21 protein-coding genes are annotated in these 19,518 nt (G+C 60.0%); 9 read left to right on the top strand and 12 right to left on the bottom strand.

Translation table 11 applies throughout. The annotated features are described in order from the left end of the window. Together hydN and SK51_RS09295 are read right to left on the bottom strand one after the other, a co-directional pair. Entirely contained in the window at nt 1-546 is a 546-nt protein-coding gene (hydN, locus tag SK51_RS09300; RefSeq protein WP_017382793.1) for an electron transport protein HydN, read from the bottom strand. 133 nt (nt 547-679) lie between these two features. Further along, nucleotides 680-1,693, bottom strand: a complete 1,014-nt coding sequence (locus SK51_RS09295; protein WP_023306818.1) for a LacI family DNA-binding transcriptional regulator — start codon at nt 1,691-1,693, stop codon at nt 680-682. 214 nt (nt 1,694-1,907) lie between these two features. Here SK51_RS09295 and ascF point away from each other — a divergent pair, with 214 nt between their 5' ends. Both ascF and SK51_RS09285 read left to right on the top strand, forming a co-directional pair. Further along, nucleotides 1,908-3,359, top strand: coding sequence for a PTS cellobiose/arbutin/salicin transporter subunit IIBC (ascF, locus tag SK51_RS09290; RefSeq protein WP_022649157.1), 1,452 nt, complete (start codon nt 1,908-1,910; stop codon nt 3,357-3,359). Between the two features lie 18 nt (nt 3,360-3,377). Next, nucleotides 3,378-4,802: a 6-phospho-beta-glucosidase gene (locus tag SK51_RS09285; RefSeq protein WP_023306819.1), complete on the top strand. Its 1,425-nt coding sequence runs from the start codon at nt 3,378-3,380 to the stop codon at nt 4,800-4,802. Between the two features lie 59 nt (nt 4,803-4,861). On the opposite strand, the gene hycI is transcribed toward SK51_RS09285, so the two are convergent. The 9 genes from hycI to hycA form a co-directional block, all read right to left on the bottom strand. Continuing rightward, on the bottom strand, nt 4,862-5,347 hold the full coding sequence (hycI, locus tag SK51_RS09280) for a hydrogenase maturation peptidase HycI (RefSeq protein WP_022649159.1): 486 nt from the start codon (nt 5,345-5,347) through the stop codon (nt 4,862-4,864). Continuing rightward, nucleotides 5,340-5,750 (bottom strand): formate hydrogenlyase maturation HycH family protein, encoded by a 411-nt coding sequence (locus SK51_RS09275; protein ID WP_023306820.1) that lies wholly within the window; start codon nt 5,748-5,750, stop codon nt 5,340-5,342. Before SK51_RS09275 ends, hycI begins: the two co-directional genes overlap by 8 nt. Continuing rightward, a complete protein-coding gene (locus SK51_RS09270; protein ID WP_022649161.1) occupies nt 5,747-6,514 on the bottom strand; it encodes an NADH-quinone oxidoreductase subunit B family protein in 768 nt (255 codons plus the stop codon). Before SK51_RS09270 ends, SK51_RS09275 begins: the two co-directional genes overlap by 4 nt. Next, on the bottom strand, nt 6,514-7,056 hold the full coding sequence (locus tag SK51_RS09265; RefSeq protein ID WP_003862138.1) for a formate hydrogenlyase complex iron-sulfur subunit: 543 nt from the start codon (nt 7,054-7,056) through the stop codon (nt 6,514-6,516). Before SK51_RS09265 ends, SK51_RS09270 begins: the two co-directional genes overlap by 1 nt. 9 nt (nt 7,057-7,065) lie before the next feature. Next, nucleotides 7,066-8,775: a formate hydrogenlyase subunit HycE gene (gene hycE / locus SK51_RS09260; RefSeq protein WP_022649163.1), complete on the bottom strand. Its 1,710-nt coding sequence runs from the start codon at nt 8,773-8,775 to the stop codon at nt 7,066-7,068. A 15-nt stretch (nt 8,776-8,790) separates the two neighbouring features. Then, on the bottom strand, nt 8,791-9,714 hold the full coding sequence (locus SK51_RS09255) for a respiratory chain complex I subunit 1 family protein (protein WP_022649164.1): 924 nt from the start codon (nt 9,712-9,714) through the stop codon (nt 8,791-8,793). 1 nt (nt 9,715) lies between these two features. Next, entirely contained in the window at nt 9,716-11,530 is a 1,815-nt protein-coding gene (hycC, locus tag SK51_RS09250) for a formate hydrogenlyase subunit 3 (protein WP_023306821.1), read from the bottom strand. After that, nucleotides 11,527-12,135: a 4Fe-4S dicluster domain-containing protein gene (locus SK51_RS09245; RefSeq protein WP_022649166.1), complete on the bottom strand. Its 609-nt coding sequence runs from the start codon at nt 12,133-12,135 to the stop codon at nt 11,527-11,529. Before SK51_RS09245 ends, hycC begins: the two co-directional genes overlap by 4 nt. Nucleotides 12,136-12,208: 73 nt before the next feature. After that, nucleotides 12,209-12,673: a formate hydrogenlyase regulator HycA gene (hycA, locus tag SK51_RS09240; protein WP_022649167.1), complete on the bottom strand. Its 465-nt coding sequence runs from the start codon at nt 12,671-12,673 to the stop codon at nt 12,209-12,211. Nucleotides 12,674-12,883: 210 nt separating this feature from the next. Between hycA and hypA the strand changes: the two genes are divergently transcribed. The 6 genes from hypA (at nt 12,884) to flhA (ending at nt 18,632) form a co-directional block, all read left to right on the top strand. Further along, nucleotides 12,884-13,234 carry a hydrogenase maturation nickel metallochaperone HypA gene (hypA, locus tag SK51_RS09235; RefSeq protein WP_022649168.1) on the top strand — a complete coding sequence of 117 codons (351 nt, stop codon included), beginning with the start codon at nt 12,884-12,886 and terminating at the stop codon, nt 13,232-13,234. A 3-nt stretch (nt 13,235-13,237) separates the two neighbouring features. After that, nucleotides 13,238-14,101 carry a hydrogenase nickel incorporation protein HypB gene (gene hypB / locus SK51_RS09230; RefSeq protein ID WP_023306822.1) on the top strand — a complete coding sequence of 288 codons (864 nt, stop codon included), beginning with the start codon at nt 13,238-13,240 and terminating at the stop codon, nt 14,099-14,101. Then, nucleotides 14,092-14,364 carry a HypC/HybG/HupF family hydrogenase formation chaperone gene (locus tag SK51_RS09225; protein WP_003862132.1) on the top strand — a complete coding sequence of 91 codons (273 nt, stop codon included), beginning with the start codon at nt 14,092-14,094 and terminating at the stop codon, nt 14,362-14,364. The genes hypB and SK51_RS09225 overlap by 10 nt, the downstream gene beginning before the upstream one ends. A gap of 3 nt (nt 14,365-14,367) precedes the next feature. Next, nucleotides 14,368-15,489: a hydrogenase formation protein HypD gene (gene hypD / locus SK51_RS09220; protein ID WP_023306823.1), complete on the top strand. Its 1,122-nt coding sequence runs from the start codon at nt 14,368-14,370 to the stop codon at nt 15,487-15,489. Then, nucleotides 15,486-16,496 (top strand): hydrogenase expression/formation protein HypE, encoded by a 1,011-nt coding sequence (gene hypE, locus SK51_RS09215; RefSeq protein ID WP_048206657.1) that lies wholly within the window; start codon nt 15,486-15,488, stop codon nt 16,494-16,496. The genes hypD and hypE overlap by 4 nt, the downstream gene beginning before the upstream one ends. 63 nt (nt 16,497-16,559) lie before the next feature. Then, the gene (gene flhA, locus SK51_RS09210) at nt 16,560-18,632 is read left to right on the top strand and encodes a formate hydrogenlyase transcriptional activator FlhA (RefSeq protein ID WP_023330179.1); all 2,073 of its coding nucleotides are present in this window, start codon (nt 16,560-16,562) and stop codon (nt 18,630-18,632) included. Between the two features lie 130 nt (nt 18,633-18,762). On the opposite strand, the gene SK51_RS09205 is transcribed toward flhA, so the two are convergent. Further along, complete coding sequence (locus tag SK51_RS09205) at nt 18,763-19,107, bottom strand: nitrous oxide-stimulated promoter family protein (RefSeq protein ID WP_022649174.1); 345 nt, start codon at nt 19,105-19,107, stop codon at nt 18,763-18,765. Between the two features lie 165 nt (nt 19,108-19,272). Here SK51_RS09205 and SK51_RS09200 point away from each other — a divergent pair, with 165 nt between their 5' ends. Then, nucleotides 19,273-19,503 (top strand): SymE family type I addiction module toxin, encoded by a 231-nt coding sequence (locus SK51_RS09200; protein ID WP_022649175.1) that lies wholly within the window; start codon nt 19,273-19,275, stop codon nt 19,501-19,503. Nucleotides 19,504-19,518: the final 15 nt, after the last annotated feature.

Genomic DNA, 19,518 nt, shown 5'->3' with positions numbered 1-19,518 from the left:
TTAAAACAGCAGCGATGACGAGGTGTCGAACGCCGCACGGCGGCGTTTTTCGGCACTCATCTGTTCGAGCTTGTCGCGATCGACGCAGACCAGCGCATGCGTCGGACAGGCTTCCATACACGCCGGACCGGCGTCGCGGTGGTAGCAGAGGTCACATTTATTGGCTTCGGCTTTCTCCGCGCGCACGCTGAGCCCGATACCGCTGTTGCGCACCACCGGGCGAACGACCACCTCCATCGCGCCATACGGACACGCCACCACACAGGTTTTGCACCCGATGCAGCGCTCCTGCATCACATGCACGAAGCCTTTCTCGCGCTTAATCGCCCCGTTCGGACAGACGTTGGCGCACGGCGCGTCTTCGCACTGGCGACAGATAGCGGCGGTGGAAATATTCACGCCTTTAATGACGTGGATGCGCGGCAGGAAGGTGTCGGGGGTCAGGGAGGCGCAATCCTGCTCCGCCTGATGGGACACCACGCACGCCACTTCACAGGTACGGCAACCAATGCATTTGCTGGCATCGGCCATAATAAAACGGTTCATCTGCTTCTCCGGCATAACTGTTATGCGCGAAGCTATTCATAAACCGTGCCAATATTTAATACATTGATTTTAAAGCGAAATAAAAAAGAAGAGGATCTGTCATCGTCATTTGTGACGATGACAGATGTCGACGTCAGCGATGCGGGCCGTCAATGACGGAGTCGCGCAGGATAAGCTCGCCGGAAAAAGTTTGCTGAGGCTTAAACTCACCGCCGTCGAGCATGAAGATCAGGCGGCTGATAGTCTCCTGGATCATCTCCGTTACCGGAATACGCACGCTGGAGAGGGACGGCACGATATAGGGCGCGATTGCCACGTCGTCAAAGCCGATGACGGACACCGCGCCCGGCGTGGCGACGCCGCTCTCGTGCAACTGCCTGATGGCGCCAATCGCCATATCGTCGTTACTCGCCACCAGCGCGGTAAACGTTTCGCCGCGGGTGAGCAGCTGAGAGACCGCCGCCGCGCCGCTGGCCGGGCTCCACTTCCCTTCGGCGATCAGCGCGTCACGCAGGGCAATGCCGTGCTGCGCCAGCGCGTCCTTGTAGCCGGAAAGACGCTCCACGCCGGTGGGGGAATCCAGCGAACCGGTGATAAACGCAATCTCCCGGTGGCCTTTCGCGATCAACTGCGATACTGCGTCCTGACACGACGCTTTATGATCGGACCAGACGCTGTGGCTGCTGTTTTTCCGCAAACGGCGGTTGAGCACCATAATCGGCTGCTCGCATTTCTCAATAATTTGGTCCAGCGCTTCCACGCTCAGGAAACGCGGGTAGATGATTACCGCGTCGCAGCGCATGTCGAGCAGATACTGGATCGCCTCGCGCTCCTCTTCGGCGCTGTGCTTGCCGTCCGCCAGGATCAGCTGACGCCCCTTCTCTTCCGTCATCCGCGCGGCGTTAAACAGCAGCTCGCTAAAGTAGACCCCATGGTACAGGGTGTTTGTCACCACCAGCCCCAGGGTCTGGGTGCGTTTGGTCGCCAGGTTTCGCGCCAGCAGATTGGGGCGATACCCGCTCTCTTCGATGGCCTGAAACACGCGGTCTTTCGTCTCCTGGCTGACGTAACCGTTCCCCGACAGCACCCGGGAGACCGTCGCTTTCGACACGCCTGCCCGCTTCGCCACTTCCAGCATCGTGGTCATAGTGTTATTCCATTCAAAACCGATGAGCCGCAGTGTACTTCACCGCAGAAAAATTGTCGCAGCGGCGTTATCACGCTTTTTACGGCCACGAGTGATCGTCATCACGAAACGAAAAAATGCATAAAAAGTGGTCTTGTTTCATTAAAAGAAACTCATGATGATTATGTGAAACCGGTTTCCTACACTTCTCACAACGATAACAGGATCACATCCGATGGCAAAAAATTACGCTGCGCTGGCAAATGACGTGGTTAGCGCGCTGGGCGGTAAAGAGAACATCGTCGCCGTCACCCACTGCATGACGCGCCTGCGCTTCGTTCTGAAAGACGAAAGCCTTACCGACGCCGCGCGTCTGAAAAGCATCAGCGGCGTGCTCGGCGTGGTGCGCAACGACAATCAGTGCCAGGTGATCATCGGCAACACCGTGTCCCAGGCATACCGTGAAGTGGTGAGCCTGCTGCCCGCCAACCTGCAACCTGCCGTAGCGGAAGGTCCACAGAAGCTTACGCTGCGCCGGATTGGCGCCGGGATCCTCGACGCGCTGATCGGCACCATGTCTCCGCTGATCCCGGCGATCATCGGCGGGTCGATGGTCAAGCTGCTGGCGATGATCCTTGAGATGACCGGCGTGCTGGGCAAAGGTGACCCGACGCTGACGATCCTGACCGTTATCGGCGATGGCGCGTTCTTCTTCCTGCCGCTGATGGTGGCGGCTTCCGCAGCGGTGAAGTTCAAAACCAACATGTCCCTGGCGATAGCCATTGCGGGCGTACTGGTTCACCCGAGCTTTATCGAGCTGATGGCGAAAGCGGCGCAGGGCGAGCATGTAGAATTTGCCTTAATTCCGGTTACGGCGGTGAAATACACCTATACCGTTATCCCGGCCCTGGTGATGACCTGGTGCCTGTCGTATATCGAACGCTGGGTGGATCGCATCACCCCGGCGGTGACCAAAAACTTCCTCAAGCCGATGCTGATCGTGCTGATTGCCGCCCCGCTCGCCATCGTACTGATTGGCCCGCTTGGGATCTGGATCGGTAGCGCCATCTCCGCGCTGGTCTACACCATTCACGGCTATCTGGGCTGGCTCTCCGTTGCCATTATGGGCGCGCTGTGGCCGCTGCTGGTGATGACCGGGATGCACCGCGTGTTTACGCCGACCATCATCCAGACCATTGCCGAAACGGGCAAAGAAGGGATGGTGATGCCGTCGGAAATCGGCGCCAACCTGTCGCTCGGCGGTTCGTCGCTGGCGGTGGCGTGGAAAACCAAAAACCCGGAGCTGCGCCAGACGGCGCTGGCGGCTGCGGCCTCCGCCATCATGGCGGGGATCTCTGAACCGGCCCTGTACGGCGTGGCGGTACGTCTGAAACGTCCGCTGATTGCGAGCCTGATCAGCGGCTTTATCTGCGGCGCGGTGGCCGGCATGGCCGGTCTTGCCAGCCACTCCATGGCGGCGCCGGGGCTGTTCACCAGCGTGCAGTTCTTCGACCCGGCCAACCCGATGACCATCGTCTGGGTGTTTGGTGTGATGGGTCTGGCGGTGGTGCTGTCGTTCGTGCTGACCCTGCTGTTAGGGTTTGAAGATATCCCGGTAGAAGACGAAGCCGAAAAAGCACGCGCCCTGCAAACCGCACCGGTACAGAACAAAGCAGCAGAAGCATAAACTGAAAGCGAGGTAAGAATGTCTGTTTTTCCACAAGGATTTTTATGGGGCGGCGCGCTTGCCGCCAACCAGAGTGAAGGGGCTTACCGTGAAGGCGGCAAAGGACTGACGACGGTCGATATGATCCCCCACGGCGCAAACCGTCTGGCGGTAAAAGTCGGCAAGGAAAAACGGTTTTCGTTGCGTGACGACGAATTTTACCCGAGCCACGAGGCGATTGATTTTTACCATCGTTACAAAGAAGACATTGCCCTGATGGCGGAGATGGGCTTTACGGTGTTCCGCACCTCGATTGCCTGGAGCCGCCTCTACCCGAACGGCGACGAACCGTTGCCAAATCAGGAGGGCATTGCCTTCTACCGCGCGGTGTTCGAGGAGTGCAAAAAGTACAACATCGAGCCGCTGGTGACGCTCTGCCATTTCGACGTGCCGATGCACCTGGTGACGGAGTACGGCTCCTGGCGCAACCGTAAGATGGTGGATTTCTTCGCCCGCTACGCCCGCACCTGCTTCGAGGCGTTTAACGGGCTGGTGAAATACTGGCTGACCTTCAACGAAATCAACATTATGCTGCACAGCCCGTTCTCCGGCGCGGGGCTGGTGTTTGAGGAAGGGGAAAACGAAGACCAGGTGAAATACCAGGCCGCGCACCACGAGCTGGTGGCGAGCGCGCTGGCGACCAAAATCGCCCACGAGGTGAACCCGGAAAACCAGGTCGGCTGCATGCTGGCGGGCGGCAATTTTTACCCCTTCTCCTGCAAGCCGGAAGACGTGTGGATGGCACTGGAGAAAGACCGCGAGAACCTGTTCTTTATCGACGTGCAGGCGCGCGGCAGCTATCCGGCCTACTCCGCCCGCGTGTTCCGCGAGAAAGGGGTGGTGATTGTGAAAGACCCCGGCGACGACGACCTGCTGAAAAACACCGTCGACTTTGTCTCGTTCAGTTATTACGCCTCGCGCTGCGCGTCGGCGGATATGAACGCGGGCAACACCAGCGCGGCGAACATCGTGAAGTCCCTGCGCAACCCGCATATTCAGGTGAGCGAGTGGGGCTGGGGCATCGACCCGCTCGGGCTGCGCATCACCATGAACATGATGTATGACCGCTACCAGAAGCCGCTGTTCCTGGTGGAAAACGGCCTCGGGGCGAAGGACGTCATTGATGAAAACGGCGAGATCAACGACGACTACCGCATCAGCTACCTGCGCGAGCATATCCGTGCGATGGGTGACGCGATTGAGGACGGCGTCCCGCTGATGGGCTACACCACCTGGGGCTGCATTGACCTGGTCTCGGCCTCAACCGGGGAGATGAGCAAGCGCTACGGGTTTGTCTACGTCGACCGCGACGACGCCGGGAACGGCACGCTGGATCGAAAGCGCAAGAAATCGTTCTGGTGGTATAAGAAGGTGATTGCGAGTAACGGGGCGGATCTGGCGTAGCCTGTTTTGCCGGGTGGCGGCGTTGCCTTACCCGGCCTACAAACTGCTCGATGCGGTTTTCACCCTCTCCCCTCTGGGGAGAGGGCCGGGGTGAGGGGCTGAAAACCCCCGTCCCCAACCCACCCTGCAAGCCGTGAATACACCACGTCCACCGCCTCTTTCACCGGCGGCGTCATCGGATAATAAAACCCGACGATGTCCGGCTGAATGCCCAGAAACAGCACCTCACCCACGTCGTCTTTAATCTGATCCACCAGGTAGTTCAGCGGCATGTTGTGGGTGGTCATCATAAACATCTCGGCGATGTCGTCCGGGTCAATCAGGCGGATCTCGCCGGGGTTGAGCCCCATATCGGTGGCATCGACGATTAACAACCTGTCCGGGCGCAGCTCGCGAATGGCCACCACGTCGTTTTCCGGCGCGCTGCCGCCGTCAATCACCACCCAGTTGCCCGGCGGGTTCGCGGCGCACATCTCCGCCAGCAGCGGGCCCGCGCCGTCGTCGCCCATCATGCTGTTGCCGACACACAGTAAAACGTCAGTCACGTAATCTCCTCACCATCAGGTAGATGGCGCTCTCCTGATGAATATCGTGCAGCATGCCGAGCAGCGTTTTGCTCCACGCCTGCTGCGCCGGGTTTTGCCTGCTCAGCGCCGCGTCAAAGGCGTTGGCGAGCATCGTGATATGGTTGGCGTCGATGACGATCTCACCGTACTTAGGCACGCCCTCCATTTTGCGCCGCGCCGTGCTGCCCTCCTCCAGCGTGGCGATCCACGCCAGGTACTCGGGCCACGGGCAGCTTAACGCCGCCTCCAGGCAGTCGATCACCCCGAGGTGGTGCCCAATCGCCAGGCTGTAATAGACCACCTGCTGCGCCGCATCCGGCGTGGCATCGTTCTCATCAATAAACTTACGGCTCAGCTGGCTGAACACCACCGTTTCACTCATCGGATACGCGCCTCATCCACAATACTGTTCAGGTTTGCCACGATCTCATTGAGACGCGGATCGTTCTCGGCCTCCAGCCAGCGCGCCACCTGATGGTCGCCCTGGCTCAGCAGGCGCAGATAATCGTCGGCAATCTGACGGCCATAGCGGTAACCCGCCAGCCTGCGCGCCGTGCGGTCGATCTTCACCCGCAGCGGCTGCACCATATCCGGGTGCAGGAGAGTGGCTGGCTGGTTGTCCAGCTCGCCCGGCTCGCGGGCGTGGATCTTCTGCTCCAGCAGGCCGAGCGCCATGGCAAAACCGTATAGCGTGGCGGCGGGCGTCGGCGGGCAGCCCGGAATGTAAACGTCCACCGGCACGATTTTGTCGGTGCCGCCCCAGACGCAGTAAAGATCGTGGAAGATGCCGCCGCTGTTGCCGCAGGCGCCGTAGGAGATGCAGATTTTCGGATCCGGCGCAGACTGCCAGGCGCGCAGCGCAGGCGAGCGCATCGCGCGGGTGACCGCGCCGGTGAACAGCAGGATATCCGCGTGGCGCGGGGACGGCACCACTTTGATGCCGAAGCGTTCGGCGTCAAACAGCGGTGACAGGGTGGCGAAGATTTCGATCTCACAGCCGTTGCAGCCGCCGCAGTCCACGCGATAGACGTAGGCCGAGCGTTTGATTTTTTTCAGCAGCGACGCCTTCATGCTGGCGATGGACTCCTCCACCGTCAGCGGTACCGGAATGCCGTTAGCGTCGCGCGGGCCGAGTAAGTTTTCCATCAGCTGGCCTCTCTCATATGACGGGTTAAATCGATGCGGTCAGACGGCAGCAGGCATTTCTGACGTTTGCACTCCGGGCAGGTTTCGAAGCTTTCACGGTGATGCTCCGCACGCACGTCGCCGTTGTGCTTCAGCAGCGCGATGGCGTAGTCGATCTCTTTTTGCACGGCGAACGGACGCTTGCAGACGCGGCAGTTGCACAGCGCAAAGCGCGACTGCTGGAGGAAATCCTCTTTTTTCCACACCGCCAGCTCGTACTCCTGAGACAGGCGAATGGCTACCGTCGGGCAGACCTCCTCGCAGCGGCCGCAGAAGATGCAGCGCCCGAGGTTAAATTGCCAGGCCAGCTCGCCGGTTTTCAGGTCCGTTTCCACCGTTAAGGCATTCGACGGGCAGGCGTTGACGCAGGCCGCGCAGCCGATGCACTGCTGCGGGTTGTGCTCCGGCTTGCCGCGAAAGTTTTTATCCACCGGGATCGGCTCCAGCGGATAACTGCTGGTCTGCGCGCCGGTTTTGATCACTTTTTTGATAAAGGTAAACATGACGAGTCCTTATTTCAGCGGCGAGTTCTTACGCTCGATGCTGTAGCGCTCAAGCTCTTTGTAGGGCACCACCTGGCTTTTCTTCTTGCGCACGTCCACGACGGTCATGCGGTCGGTGCAGGAGTAGCACGGGTCGAGGCTGCCGATGATCAGCGGCGCGTCAGAGACGGTGTTACCGCGCAGCATGTAGCGCAGGGTTGGCCAGTTGGCGTAGGTCGCCGCACGGCAGCGCCAGCGGTAGAGCTTCTGGTTGTCGCCGGTCATGCTCCAGTGAATGTCATCCCCGCGCGGCGCTTCGGCGAATCCGAGGGCAAAGCGGTTTGGAATGTAGGTGAAGCCTTCCACCATCAGCGGGCCGCCCGGCAGGTTATCGAGGCCGTAGTCGATCATGTTCAGCGCAGTAAACACCTCGTTGATGCGCACCTTCAGGCGGGAGATGACGTCGCAGCCCTGCTCGCTGTGCACGGTCATCGGCAGCAGGCCGTAGCCGACGAACGGGTGATCGGCGCGGGTGTCGCGGGCGTGGCCGCTGGCGCGCACCATCGGGCCGACGTTGCTGAAGTCGCGGGCGATTTCCGGGTCAAGACGACCAATCCCGACGGTGCGCTGCTCGATGTTTGGCGTGCTGAGCAGCATGTCCACCAGCTCCTGCACGTCGCGGCGCATCTGCTGCGCCAGCTGGCGGGTCTGGATCATGTCGTCTTTCAGCAGGTCGCGGCGGATCCCGCCGATCAGGTTCAGGCCGTAGGTTTTACGCGCCCCGGTGAGGATCTCCGCCATCTTCATTGATGCCTCACGCACGCGGAAGAACTGCATAAACCCGGAGTCAAAGCCGACGAAGTGGCAGGCCAGGCCGAGGTTCAGCAGGTGTGAGTGCAGGCGTTCCACCTCCAGCAGAATGGCGCGGATCATCTGCGCGCGTTCCGGCACCACGATCCCCATGCCGTTCTCCACCGAGGTGGTGTAGGCGGTGCTGTGGGCAAAGCCGCAGATGCCGCACACGCGGTCAGAAAGAAACGTGACTTCGTTGTAGCCCATGCGGGTCTCCGCCAGCTTCTCCATGCCGCGGTGGACGTAGAACAGGCGGTAGTCGGCGTCGATAATGTTTTCGCCGTCGACGAACAGGCGGAAGTGGCCCGGTTCGTCAGAGGTGACGTGCAGCGGGCCGATCGGCACCACATTATTCTTCTTGCTGCCCAGCTCGTTGATGAACTCGTAGGTTTCGCTGTCGGTTGTCGGGGCCGGACGCTGGCGGTAGTCCATGCTGTCCTTGCGCAGCGGATAGAGTTCATCCGGCCAGTCGTCCGGCAGCACCAGACGACGCTCGTCAGGCAGACCAACCGGCACCAGGCCGTACATGTCGCGCACTTCGCGCTCGCCCCAGACGGCGGCGGGTACGCGCGGCGTGACGGACGGGTACTCCGGCTTGTTCGGGTCAACTTCGACGCGCACGGTGAGCCAGCACTTCTCGCCCTGCTCCATCGACATCACGTAGTACACCGCATAGTTGCCGCACAGCTGACGCTCGTCGTTGCCGAACAGCACCGACAGCCAGCCGCCCTGCTGGTAGTAAAGAAACTCCACCACTTCCGGCAGGTAGTTCACCTTAATGGTGACGGTTACCTGGTCTTTGGTTTGCCATGACTCCTCCAGCACCACGCCCGGGAAAGCCTGATGCAACGCGGCGAGATACTGCTGACCTTTCTTTTCTTCAGACATAAACACTCTCTTTAATCACGCCACCAGCAAGGAGACGAACGCTAAAAATGCAAAACCAAAACCAGCCCAGGTAATGCGTGACGTTTCGACAAAACGCAGGCGCGCCATGCTGTTTTCAAACAGGGCAATCACCAGCACGCCGATAAGCAGCTTGAGCGCAGCCACCACAACGGCCAGCAGCAGGCCGCCCGCAGAGAAGTGCGTCATCTGCCCCCACGGGAAGAAAACGCCGACGAACATCTGCAACACCACCAGCTGTTTGAGGCTGATGCCCCACTTCAGCACCGCAAAGCCGTAGCCGCTGTACTCGGTGAGTGGCCCCTCCTGCAATTCCTGCTCCGCTTCCGCGAGATCGAACGGCAGCTTGCCCATCTCGATAAAGGTGGCGAACGCGCAGGCGCAGAGCGCCAGCACCAGCGGGAGCGAACGTGAAACCGGCCAGTGGTAAACGGTGTCGGTGATGAAACTGATGTGGGTCGAGCCAGCAACCTGCGCGGCGACCCACAGCCCCAGCAGCAGAATTGGCTCAACCAGCACGCCGAGCATCGCCTCACGACTGGCGCCGATACCCGTAAACGGGCTGCCGGTGTCCAGGCCCGCAATCGCAAAGAAGAAACGCGCGATGGCGAAGAGGTAGATCAGCGTAATCAGATCGCCAAGCACGGGCAGCGGCGAGCCCACCGTCACTACCGGCAGCGCGGTGGCGATGGTCAGCATCACGCCGACCATCACGAACGGCGTCAGGCGGAACACCCAACCTGAGGCATCCGGCGCGACGCTCTGACGGGAGAGCAGCTTGAAGAGATCGCGGTACTCCTGGAGCACGCCAGGCCCGCGACGGTTGTGTAGCCGGGCGCGCGCCACGCGCGTGATGCCCGACAGCAGCGGCGCGGCGGCGAACAGCACCAGCGCCTGAAGTATTGCCAGTAACAAACTCATGTCAGGCTCCTCGTGAAATGACAATCACCACCAGCACCGCCAGCTCGATCAGCGCCAGGCGACGGAACAGCACGGGCACGGCGGCACTCTGCCAACCCGGCACCCAGCCCACCGGGTTCAGCCAGTGGCGCAGCTTCAGCACGGCGGCGAAGTTCTCCTTCACCGGCATGGCGAAACCGTGGGCGGTGATGACCATCGACTGCTCGTGTTCGTAGCCGCAGGCCCACGCCGCGCCGCGCGAGCGGGAGGCGAGACGGTCGCGTCTGAAGAACAGCATCAGCACGAACGGCAGGAGCGGCGCGGCAATCAGCAGCAGCGCCATCATCGGCTGGGACACGACGGTATGCGCCGTAGCCAGCGGCAGCGGAATGGCGTGGCCCAGAAGCGGCAGCAGCCACGGCGCGGCAACCCCACCTGCGATACAGCACAGCGCCAGCGCGACCACGCTGGTGGCCATCAGCACCGGGGCGCAACAGGCGTTTTCCGCTTCGCGGGTGCGCGGCGCGCCCAGGAAGGTGACGCCGTAAACCTTCGCCATACACATCACCGCCAGCGCCCCGGTAATCGCCAGCCCAACCGCCAGCAGCGGGCCGAGCAGCCGCGCGATAAACGCGTCGCTCTGGCCGAGCGCGAAGAAGGACTGATAGATCACCCACTCCCCGGCAAAGCCGTTCAGCGGCGGCAGCGCGGCCATCGCCATCAGCCCGACCAGCATCGCCAGCGAAATGACGGGCATTTTTTTGCCAATCCCGCCGAGCTTTTCAATATCGCGGTGCCCGGTGCGAAACCAGACGCTGCCCGCGCCGAGGAACAGGGTGCTTTTAAACAGGCTGTGGTTGATAAGGTGATACAGACCGCCAATAAACCCGGCGGCAATCAGCGCCGGCTGGTTGAGCGCCAGCCCGCTGACACCCGCGCCCATGCCGAGCAGGATGATGCCGATATTCTCCAGGGTGTGGTACGCCAGCAGGCGCTGGATGTTATGCTCCATCAGGGCGTACAGCCCGCCGACAAATGCGGTGATCATTCCCGCAATCAGCAGCGCCACGCCCCACCACAGCGGCGGCTGGCCGCCCGTCAGGGTTATCGTCAGGATGCCGAACAGACCGACCTTCATCACCACGGTGGAGAACAGCGCGGCAGCCGGGGCCGAGGCATTGGCATGCGCCTGCGGCACCCAGCCGTGCAGCGGGATAATCCCGGCCAGCAGGCCAAAACCGACTACGCCCAACAGCCAGACGTCATTCCCCAGCGGCTGGCCGTTAAGCACGGCAAAGTCCAGCGTGCCGAAACGCTGCCACACCAGCCAGCAGGCCAGCGCCAGCAGCAGCGTGCCGAGTCGTCCGAGCGCAAACCACAGCTTGCCGGAGGCGCTGCATCCGGTCAGGAACACGCCGCACAAGGCCATGATTTCAGCCATCACCACCAGCGCGCCGAGGTTGCTGGCGACAACAGTGCAGACCGCGGCGGCCATCAACAGGTTAACCAGCAGGCCGTTGGCGTTGGTGTGCTGATGGCGGTGCCAGTCGATATTAAACAGGCTGATAAACAGCCCACACAGACCAAAGGTGACCAGCCAGATGGCATTTAGCGGCGTAAGCTCAACGGCGTGGTGGATCAGCGGGATGAGGGTGTCGACGGATTGGCCGTCGATCAGGACAACGCCGCCCGCCGCCAGCGTCATCAGGCTGCCGACCGCTCCGCCGATACCGGCGATCCAGCCGCTCAGCGTTTTATGGAAGGAGAGGAGCAGCGCCAGGACAGCGGCGGTGGCAAACCAGGCCACGCCGCTGGTCATCATAACTATCGCGTTCATTTCGCCCCCTCGTTAAGCGCCCGCAGCAGCGAAAGATCGCCGACGTCAGTATTGATGGTCAACTCGCGCTTGCGTTTGCTGGTGCGGGCGATGTCGCGAATATTAACCAGAATTAACGCTTTGGTCGGACAGGTGCGCACGCAGGCCGGACCTTGTTCATCGAAGCTGCACAGGTCGCACTTCACCGCGACGGCGCGAATGCCCGGCACCCAGTCCAGCAGCGTGCTCACGCGTGCCGGAGCCGGTGGCGCAGGCGGCGCTTTCGGGGTGTTGGCATTCGCCGGAATATGCAGCGGACGGCTGCCGGAAAACTCAATGGCGCCAAACGGACAGGCGATGCCGCACAGCTTGCAGCTCACGCACAGGCTTTCGTTCAGCTGTACCGCGCCGTCAACGCGGGTGATGGCATTGACGGGACAGACGCCCGCGCATGGCGCGTCTTCACAGTGGTGACAGAGCTGCGGGGCAGACTCTTTCTCATTACGCATGACGCGCAGGCGCGGCATGGACTGTAGCCCGTGCAGGCGGTGTGTTTCCGAGCACGCCGCCTCACAGGTTCGACAGCCAATACAGACCGTCGAGTCAGCAATTACAAAACGGTTCACCGGGTCATCCTCTGGTGATGGTCATTTTTGACGAAAAAAAACTGTCTTATCGACACTTCTCGACACTCGCTTTTCAGGCCACGTTCGCGGAGGATTTTCCGTCGATCAGCTGTTTCAGGTTGATCGGCTGATCGTGCTCAACGGCAGCGTAGAGGCCGTTATAAACCGGCGCGATTTTCTCCAGATAGTGCTCCAGCACCTGCTGGCGATCGCGGGTGCTGACGTGACCGTCCACCATGCCGTCGGCCATCAGTTGGGCTTTCGCAATACACTGTTTTTCACCCTCTTTTGTCTCAACGTAATACTCAATGGTGTGGCTGTTGAAGCTCTCCGCCAGGGTGACAAAAATCGTGAAGTGTCCAAACAACACAAAGCGCATATCCCCCTGCGCCGCGCAGCTCATGGCATGGTGCAGACGGGCTTTTGACAGGGTGATCCCCTGAATCAGAGAGTTGCAGTAGAGGTGCCACTGATCCTGAAGCTGCTGATGACGTTGCGCGATGTAATCCGCTTTTTCGCTAATTTCCCAAATAGTCATAAAAGGTATCCGGTTAATGGAGTTAGCGGCTGTTAAGCAGATTTCGTGCCAGTTTTTAATTTATTGATTTAAATGGATTTTAAAGAGATGCGCACTGTCACCGCTGCGGTGTCGACGTGTCATTTCGACAGCGTTGACATCGTCACGCCGTAACGCAAATCAAGCTGGCACTGTTATTGCATTAAAGGGGCAATTCATTAAGGAGGCGTCATGCACGAAATCACCCTCTGCCAGCGGGCACTGGAACTTATCGAACAGCAGGCTGTGCAGAACCATGCGAAGCGCGTGACCGGCGTCTGGCTGAAGGTCGGGGCGTTTTCCTGCGTCGAGACCAGCGCCCTCACCTTCTGTTTTGAGCTGGTGTGCCGCGGCACGCTGGCGGAGGGTTGCGCACTGCATATCGAGGAGCAGCAGGCGGAGTGCTGGTGCGAGCAGTGTCAGCAGTACGTCACGCTGCTGTCATCGAAGGTACAGCGCTGTCCGCAGTGCCAGAGCAGCGGGCTGCGCATCGTGGCGGATGACGGTATGCAGATCCAACGCCTCGAAATCGAGAAGGAGTAATGTATGTGTAGTACCTGCGGTTGCGCTGAAGGCAACCTGTATATAGAAGGGGATGAACACCGCCCCCACTCCGCGTTTCGCTCCGCGCCCTTTTCCCCTGCCCCACGTCCCGCGGCGGCACTGACCGGCATCACCTTTGCGCCGCAGCGTTCAGACGCGGGCGACCTGCATTACGGCCACGGCGAAGCGGGCACCCACGCGCCGGGCATCAGCCAGCGCGAGATGCTGGAGGTGGAGATTAACGTGCTGGACAAAAATAACCAGCTCGCCGCCCGCAATCGCGCCCGCTTTGCCGCCCGTCAACAGCTGGTACTGAACCTGGTCTCCAGCCCCGGCTCCGGTAAAACCACCCTGCTGACCGAAACCCTCAAACGACTGAATAAACGTGTCTCCTGCGCCGTTATCGAAGGCGATCAGCAAACGGTAAACGACGCGGCGCGCATCCGCGAAACCGGTACGCCCGCGATTCAGGTCAACACCGGCAAGGGCTGCCACCTGGACGCGCAGATGATTGCCGACGCCGCCCCGCGCCTGCCGCTGGCGGATAACGGCATCCTGTTTATTGAAAACGTCGGCAACCTGGTCTGCCCGGCAAGCTTCGACCTCGGCGAGCGGCATAAAGTGGCGGTGCTCTCCGTGACCGAAGGGGAAGACAAGCCGCTGAAGTATCCACATATGTTTGCCGCCGCCTCCCTCATGCTGCTGAACAAAGTCGACCTGCTGCCGTACCTGAATTTCGACGTGGATAAGTGCCTGGCTTACGCCCGGGAAGTGAACCCGGACATTGAGATCCTGCTGGTTTCCGCCACGCACGGCGACGGGATGGATGCCTGGCTGAACTGGCTGGAGAGCGAACGATGTGCATAGGCGTCCCCGGACAAATTCATTCGATCGACGGCAATCAGGCCAAAGTGGAGGTCTGCGGCATCCTGCGCGATGTCGATCTGACGCTGGTGGGCAGCCACGATGAGACCGGCGCATCGCGTCTCGGCCAGTGGGTGCTGGTCCACGTGGGGTTTGCCATGAGCGTGATTAATGAGGAAGAAGCCCGCGACACGCTGGACGCGCTACAGAATATGTTCGACGTTGAGCCGGACGTGGGTGCCCTGCTGTATGGTGAGGAACGATAACACATGCGTTACGTTGATGAATATCGCGCGCCTGAGCAGGTGTTGCAGCTTATCGATCGCCTGAAAACCCGCGCGTCCCTGCTGGACTACACGAAAGAAAAACCGCTGCGGATCATGGAGGTGTGCGGCGGACACACCCACGCCATCTTCAAATTTGGCCTCGACCAGCTGCTGCCGGAGAACATCGAATTTATCCACGGCCCCGGCTGCCCGGTGTGCGTGCTGCCCATGGGGCGCATCGACAGCTGTCTCGACATCGCCAGCCGCCCCGGTGTGATTTTTTGCACCTTTGGCGACGCCATGCGCGTACCGGGAAAAAATGGCTCGCTGCTCCAGGCGAAGGCGCGCGGCGCGGACGTGCGGATCGTCTACTCACCGATGGATGCCCTGACGCTGGCGATGGCTAATCCTGAGCGTAAGGTGGTCTTTTTCGGGCTGGGTTTTGAAACCACCATGCCCGCCACCGCTATCACTCTCCAGCAGGCGAAAGCCCGCAACGCCACTAACTTTTACTTTTTCTGCCAGCACATCACGCTTATTCCCACGCTGCGTAGCCTGCTTGAAGCACCGGACAACGGCATCGACGCCTTCCTGGCACCAGGACACGTCAGCATGGTGATCGGCACAGAAGCCTACGGTTTTATCGCTGAACAGTACAATCGTCCGTTAGTGGTGGCTGGTTTCGAGCCACTTGATCTACTGCAAGGCGTGACCATGCTGGTTGAGCAGAAAATAGCGGCCCTGAGTGTGGTGGAAAATCAGTATCGCCGCGTGGTGCCCGATGCAGGTAACAGACGGGCACAGCAGGCGATAGCCGACGTGTTTAGCGTCGAAGGCGACAGCGAGTGGCGCGGACTGGGGTTGATTGCCGAATCCGGCGTACACCTGACGCCCACGTATCGCGCCTTCGACGCCGAAGCGCATTTCCGCCCGCAGCCGCAGAAGGTGTGCGACGATCCCCGCGCCCGCTGTGGCGACGTACTCACCGGCAAATGCAAACCTCATCACTGCCCGTTATTTGGCAACGCCTGTAACCCGCAAACCGCGTTTGGCGCGCTGATGGTCTCTTCCGAAGGGGCATGCGCCGCGTGGTATCACTATCGCAACCAGGAGTGTGAAGCATGAACACGGTGGAAATGGCGCACGGAAGCGGTGGACAGGCGATGCAGCAGTTGATTAACAGGCTGTTCATGGAAGCCTTTAACAACCCCTGGCTCGCCGAGCAGGAAGATCAGGCGCGTATTGAACTCGCGGCCCTGACTGCCCACGGCGACAGGCTGGCGTTCTCTACCGACAGCTACGTGATTGACCCGCTGTTCTTCCCGGGCGGCGATATCGGCAAGCTCGCCGTCTGCGGCACGGCAAACGACGTGGCCGTCAGCGGCGCGATCCCCCGCTACCTCTCCTGCGGGTTTATCCTCGAAGAAGGCTTACCCATGGAGACGCTCACGGCGGTGGTCAACAGCATGGCGCACACCGCCCGCGAGGCGGGGATCGCCATCGTGACCGGGGATACCAAGGTGGTGCAGCGCGGCGCGGCAGATAAGCTCTTCATTAACACCGCCGGAATGGGGGCGATCCCCGCCAACATTCACTGGGGCGCGCAGCAGCTTTGTGCAGGCGACGTGCTGATTGTCAGCGGCACGCTGGGCTGCCACGGGGCAACCATCCTCAACCTGCGCGAAGGCTTAGGGCTGGATGGCGAGCTGCACAGTGACTGCGCGGTACTCACGCCGCTGATCCAGACGCTGCGCGACATGCCGGGTGTAAAAGCCCTGCGCGACGCCACGCGAGGCGGCGTGAACGCCGTCGTACACGAATTTGCCGCAAGCAGCGGCTGTGGAATTGAACTGACCGAGCGCGGCCTGCCCGTTAAGCCTGCTGTACGCGGGCTGTGCGAGCTATTAGGGCTAGACCCGCTTAACTTTGCCAACGAAGGCAAGCTGGTGATCGGCGTGGAACGTACGGTGGCGGAAGCCGTACTTGAACAACTGCGCGCACATCCCTTAGGGAAAGACGCGGCCATCATCGGCGACGTGGTTGAGCGCAAAGGGGTGCGCCTGACCGGGCTTTACGGCGTGAAGCGCACGCTGGATCTGCCGCACGCTGAACCGTTACCCCGAATTTGCTAGACCGCGCCAAAAGCGGTCAGCGCTGAATGTCTCTTTTTTGCCAGTTTCTATTGGAAAGCAATAATGCCGTATACACCGATGAGCGATCTTGGACAGCAGGGCCTGTTTGACATCACGCGCACACTTTTACAACAGCCCGACCTCGGCGCGCTGAGCGATGCCCTGACGCGGCTGGTCAGGCAATCAGCGCTGGCGGACAGCGCCGCCATTGTGCTCTGGCATAGCGCAACCCACCGCGCGAGCTATTTCTCAACGCGTGATAATGGCAAAATCTTCGAATATGAAGATGAAACGTTTCTGGCCCACGGTCCGGTGCGACGTATTCTCTCCCGCCCGGAAGCGCTGCACTGCAATTTTGACCAGTTTCGCCAGGCCTGGCCGAAGCTGGCAGAGAGCAACCTTTACCACCCGTTCGGCCACTACAGCATGCTGCCGCTGGCGGTGGAAGGGCAAATTTTTGGCGGCTGCGAGTTTATCCGTAATAACGACCAGCCCTGGACCGAGGCGGAGTACGAGCGGTTGCATACCTTCACGCAGATTGTGGCCGTCGTGGCAGAGCAGATCCAAAGCCGCGTCACCAATAACGTGGATTACGACCTGTTGAGCCGCGAGCGCGATAATTTCCGCATTCTGGTCGCCATCACCAATGCCGTGCTGTCGCGTCTCGATATGGACGAACTGGTGAGCGAAGTCGCCAAAGAGATCCATCACTATTTCAGGATCGATGCTATCAGCATTGCGCTGCGCGGCAACCGTAAGGGCAAGCTGAACATCTACTCCACCCACTACCTCGACGAAGCTAACCCGGCGCACGAGCAAAGCGAAGTGGACGAAGCGGGAACCCTGTCTGAACGGGTATTTAAAAGCAAAGAGATCCTGCTGTTAAACCTCAGCGAGCAGGATCCGGTAGCGCCCTACGAGCGGATGCTGTTTAACACCTGGGGCAACAAGATCCAGACCCTGTGCCTGCTGCCGCTGATGTCCGGCAACACCATGCTCGGCGTGCTTAAACTGGCGCAGTGCGATGAAGCCGTATTTACCACCGCCAACCTGAAGCTGCTGCGCCAGATCGCCGAACGTATCTCCATTGCGCTGGATAACGCCCTCGCCTATCAGGAGATCCACCGTCTGAAAGAACGGCTGGTGGACGAAAACCTGGCGCTGACCGAGCAGCTCAACAATGTGGACAGCGAGTTTGGCGAAATCATCGGACGCAGCGATGCCATGTACAACATCCTCAAGCAGGTGGAGATGGTGGCGCAGAGCGACAGCACGGTGCTGATCCTCGGTGAAACCGGCACAGGGAAAGAGCTGATTGCCCGGGCGATCCACAACCTGAGCAACCGCAACAGCCGCCGGATGGTGAAGATGAACTGCGCGGCGATGCCTGCGGGCTTACTGGAAAGCGACCTGTTCGGCCACGAGCGCGGCGCGTTTACCGGCGCCAGCAGCCAGCGGCTGGGCCGTTTTGAACTGGCGGATAAAAGCTCGTTGTTCCTCGACGAAGTGGGCGATATGCCGCTGGAGCTTCAGCCTAAGCTGCTGCGCGTTTTGCAGGAGCAGGAGTTCGAGCGTCTCGGCAGCAACAAGCTGATCCAGACCGACGTGCGTCTGATTGCCGCCACCAACCGCGATCTGAAAAAAATGGTCGCCGACCGCGAGTTTCGCAGCGATCTTTACTATCGTCTGAACGTCTTCCCGATCTGCCTGCCGCCGCTGCGCGAACGCCCGGAAGATATTCCGCTGCTGGTGAAAGCCTTTACCGCGAAGATTGCCCGCCGGATGGGGCGAAATATCGACAGTATTCCTGCCGAAACGCTACGCACCCTTTCGGCGATGGAGTGGCCGGGGAACGTGCGCGAGCTGGAAAACGTCATTGAGCGCGCGGTCCTGCTGACGCGCGGGAACGTGCTCCAGCTCTCCCTGCCAGAGGTTACTCTCTCTGAAACGACCGTGGCCGCAAGCGAGCTTGCGAAAGAGGGAGAAGATGAATATCAGCTCATTATGCGAGTGCTGAAGGAGACCAACGGCGTGGTAGCCGGACCGAAAGGTGCGGCGCAACGGCTGGGGCTGAAGCGTACTACCCTGCTCTCGCGTATGAAGCGTCTGGGAATCGATAAAGAGAGCCTGAAATAACCCGTCATTCCGTCAGCGGGTACATATTGCTCCCGCGCTGGCGCAGGGATATTTGGTGCTCTTTTTCTGTCTGCCTGCGCCGCGCCGTAGCCCTGAGCGTGATTTGTCGTCCACTGCGGCGCTGAGACGATTATTTTTTAGGCCGATACTTTTCCGGTAATTCCGGAACCGGACGACGATCGTCGATCAGATGTCGGATGGTCAGAATCGGATGACGCCATAACATACGTGGCCCTGCCCAGCGCATTACCTGCTTCATCTCTTCCCGTCGGGCGGGCTGATAACAGTGCACCGGGCACTGTTTGCAGGCAGGTTTTTCCTCACCAAACACGCATTTATCCAGCCGCTTATCGGCATAAGCCTTAAGCGCCGAATAGTGCCCCTCTTCTTTTATGGCGTGCGGACACCTGTTTTCGTACAGGGCGATCATTCTGGCGATCGTCTTTTTTTCTCGTGAAATACGTTTACCGGACATAACGTCGTCCTCAACAATAAAGTGTATTTATAATACCTTTTTATCCGCACATTTTCAGTTATTGCATTCCGTTTTCTGAAGCGTCCTTCCAGAATTACCCCTCCCCTCGCTGCGTTTTACTGGTATTTTATACAGGTGTAAATAACCGCATTCACCGGAGAGCTTATGCAACAGATCGCGATCGCCAAACCCTATCGGCACTTAAAAGTGGGTTACTTCAGAAAACGTCATGAAGACCGTAAAACGAAAATTCCAAAACGCTACAGCGTACACGCAGCGCTGAGCCTGAAAGGCGACTGGCTTGAACAAGCGGGATTTACCACCAACTCGCAGGTTCGGGTGGGCGTCGAGCACGGAAAAATCATCATTGAATTAATAGCGGAAGATGCCTCGTAAAGTCGTGACTTTTTT

Source organism: Enterobacter sp. MGH85, assembly GCF_001037655.1.
In the GTDB taxonomy this organism is placed as follows: domain Bacteria; phylum Pseudomonadota; class Gammaproteobacteria; order Enterobacterales; family Enterobacteriaceae; genus Enterobacter; species Enterobacter intestinihominis.
Note: the sequence above shows the minus strand (reverse complement) of the source record. Positions and strands in the feature narration are given on the sequence as shown.

Excerpts from the sequence above, each read along its gene's own strand:
- hydN (WP_017382793.1), bottom strand. The coding sequence starts at position 546 with ATGAACCGTTTTATTATGGCCGATGCCAGCAAATGCATTGGTTGCCGT.
- SK51_RS09295 (WP_023306818.1), bottom strand. The coding sequence starts at position 1,693 with ATGACCACGATGCTGGAAGTGGCGAAGCGGGCAGGCGTGTCGAAAGCG.
- ascF (WP_022649157.1), top strand. The coding sequence starts at position 1,908 with ATGGCAAAAAATTACGCTGCGCTGGCAAATGACGTGGTTAGCGCGCTG.
- SK51_RS09285 (WP_023306819.1), top strand. The coding sequence starts at position 3,378 with ATGTCTGTTTTTCCACAAGGATTTTTATGGGGCGGCGCGCTTGCCGCC.
- SK51_RS09275 (WP_023306820.1), bottom strand. The coding sequence starts at position 5,750 with ATGAGTGAAACGGTGGTGTTCAGCCAGCTGAGCCGTAAGTTTATTGAT.
- SK51_RS09270 (WP_022649161.1), bottom strand. The coding sequence starts at position 6,514 with ATGGAAAACTTACTCGGCCCGCGCGACGCTAACGGCATTCCGGTACCG.
- SK51_RS09265 (WP_003862138.1), bottom strand. The coding sequence starts at position 7,056 with ATGTTTACCTTTATCAAAAAAGTGATCAAAACCGGCGCGCAGACCAGC.
- hycE (WP_022649163.1), bottom strand. The coding sequence starts at position 8,775 with ATGTCTGAAGAAAAGAAAGGTCAGCAGTATCTCGCCGCGTTGCATCAG.
- SK51_RS09255 (WP_022649164.1), bottom strand. The coding sequence starts at position 9,714 with ATGAGTTTGTTACTGGCAATACTTCAGGCGCTGGTGCTGTTCGCCGCC.
- hycC (WP_023306821.1), bottom strand. The coding sequence starts at position 11,530 with ATGAACGCGATAGTTATGATGACCAGCGGCGTGGCCTGGTTTGCCACC.
- hycA (WP_022649167.1), bottom strand. The coding sequence starts at position 12,673 with ATGACTATTTGGGAAATTAGCGAAAAAGCGGATTACATCGCGCAACGT.
- hypA (WP_022649168.1), top strand. The coding sequence starts at position 12,884 with ATGCACGAAATCACCCTCTGCCAGCGGGCACTGGAACTTATCGAACAG.
- hypB (WP_023306822.1), top strand. The coding sequence starts at position 13,238 with ATGTGTAGTACCTGCGGTTGCGCTGAAGGCAACCTGTATATAGAAGGG.
- SK51_RS09225 (WP_003862132.1), top strand. The coding sequence starts at position 14,092 with ATGTGCATAGGCGTCCCCGGACAAATTCATTCGATCGACGGCAATCAG.
- hypD (WP_023306823.1), top strand. The coding sequence starts at position 14,368 with ATGCGTTACGTTGATGAATATCGCGCGCCTGAGCAGGTGTTGCAGCTT.
- hypE (WP_048206657.1), top strand. The coding sequence starts at position 15,486 with ATGAACACGGTGGAAATGGCGCACGGAAGCGGTGGACAGGCGATGCAG.
- flhA (WP_023330179.1), top strand. The coding sequence starts at position 16,560 with ATGCCGTATACACCGATGAGCGATCTTGGACAGCAGGGCCTGTTTGAC.
- SK51_RS09205 (WP_022649174.1), bottom strand. The coding sequence starts at position 19,107 with ATGTCCGGTAAACGTATTTCACGAGAAAAAAAGACGATCGCCAGAATG.
- SK51_RS09200 (WP_022649175.1), top strand. The coding sequence starts at position 19,273 with ATGCAACAGATCGCGATCGCCAAACCCTATCGGCACTTAAAAGTGGGT.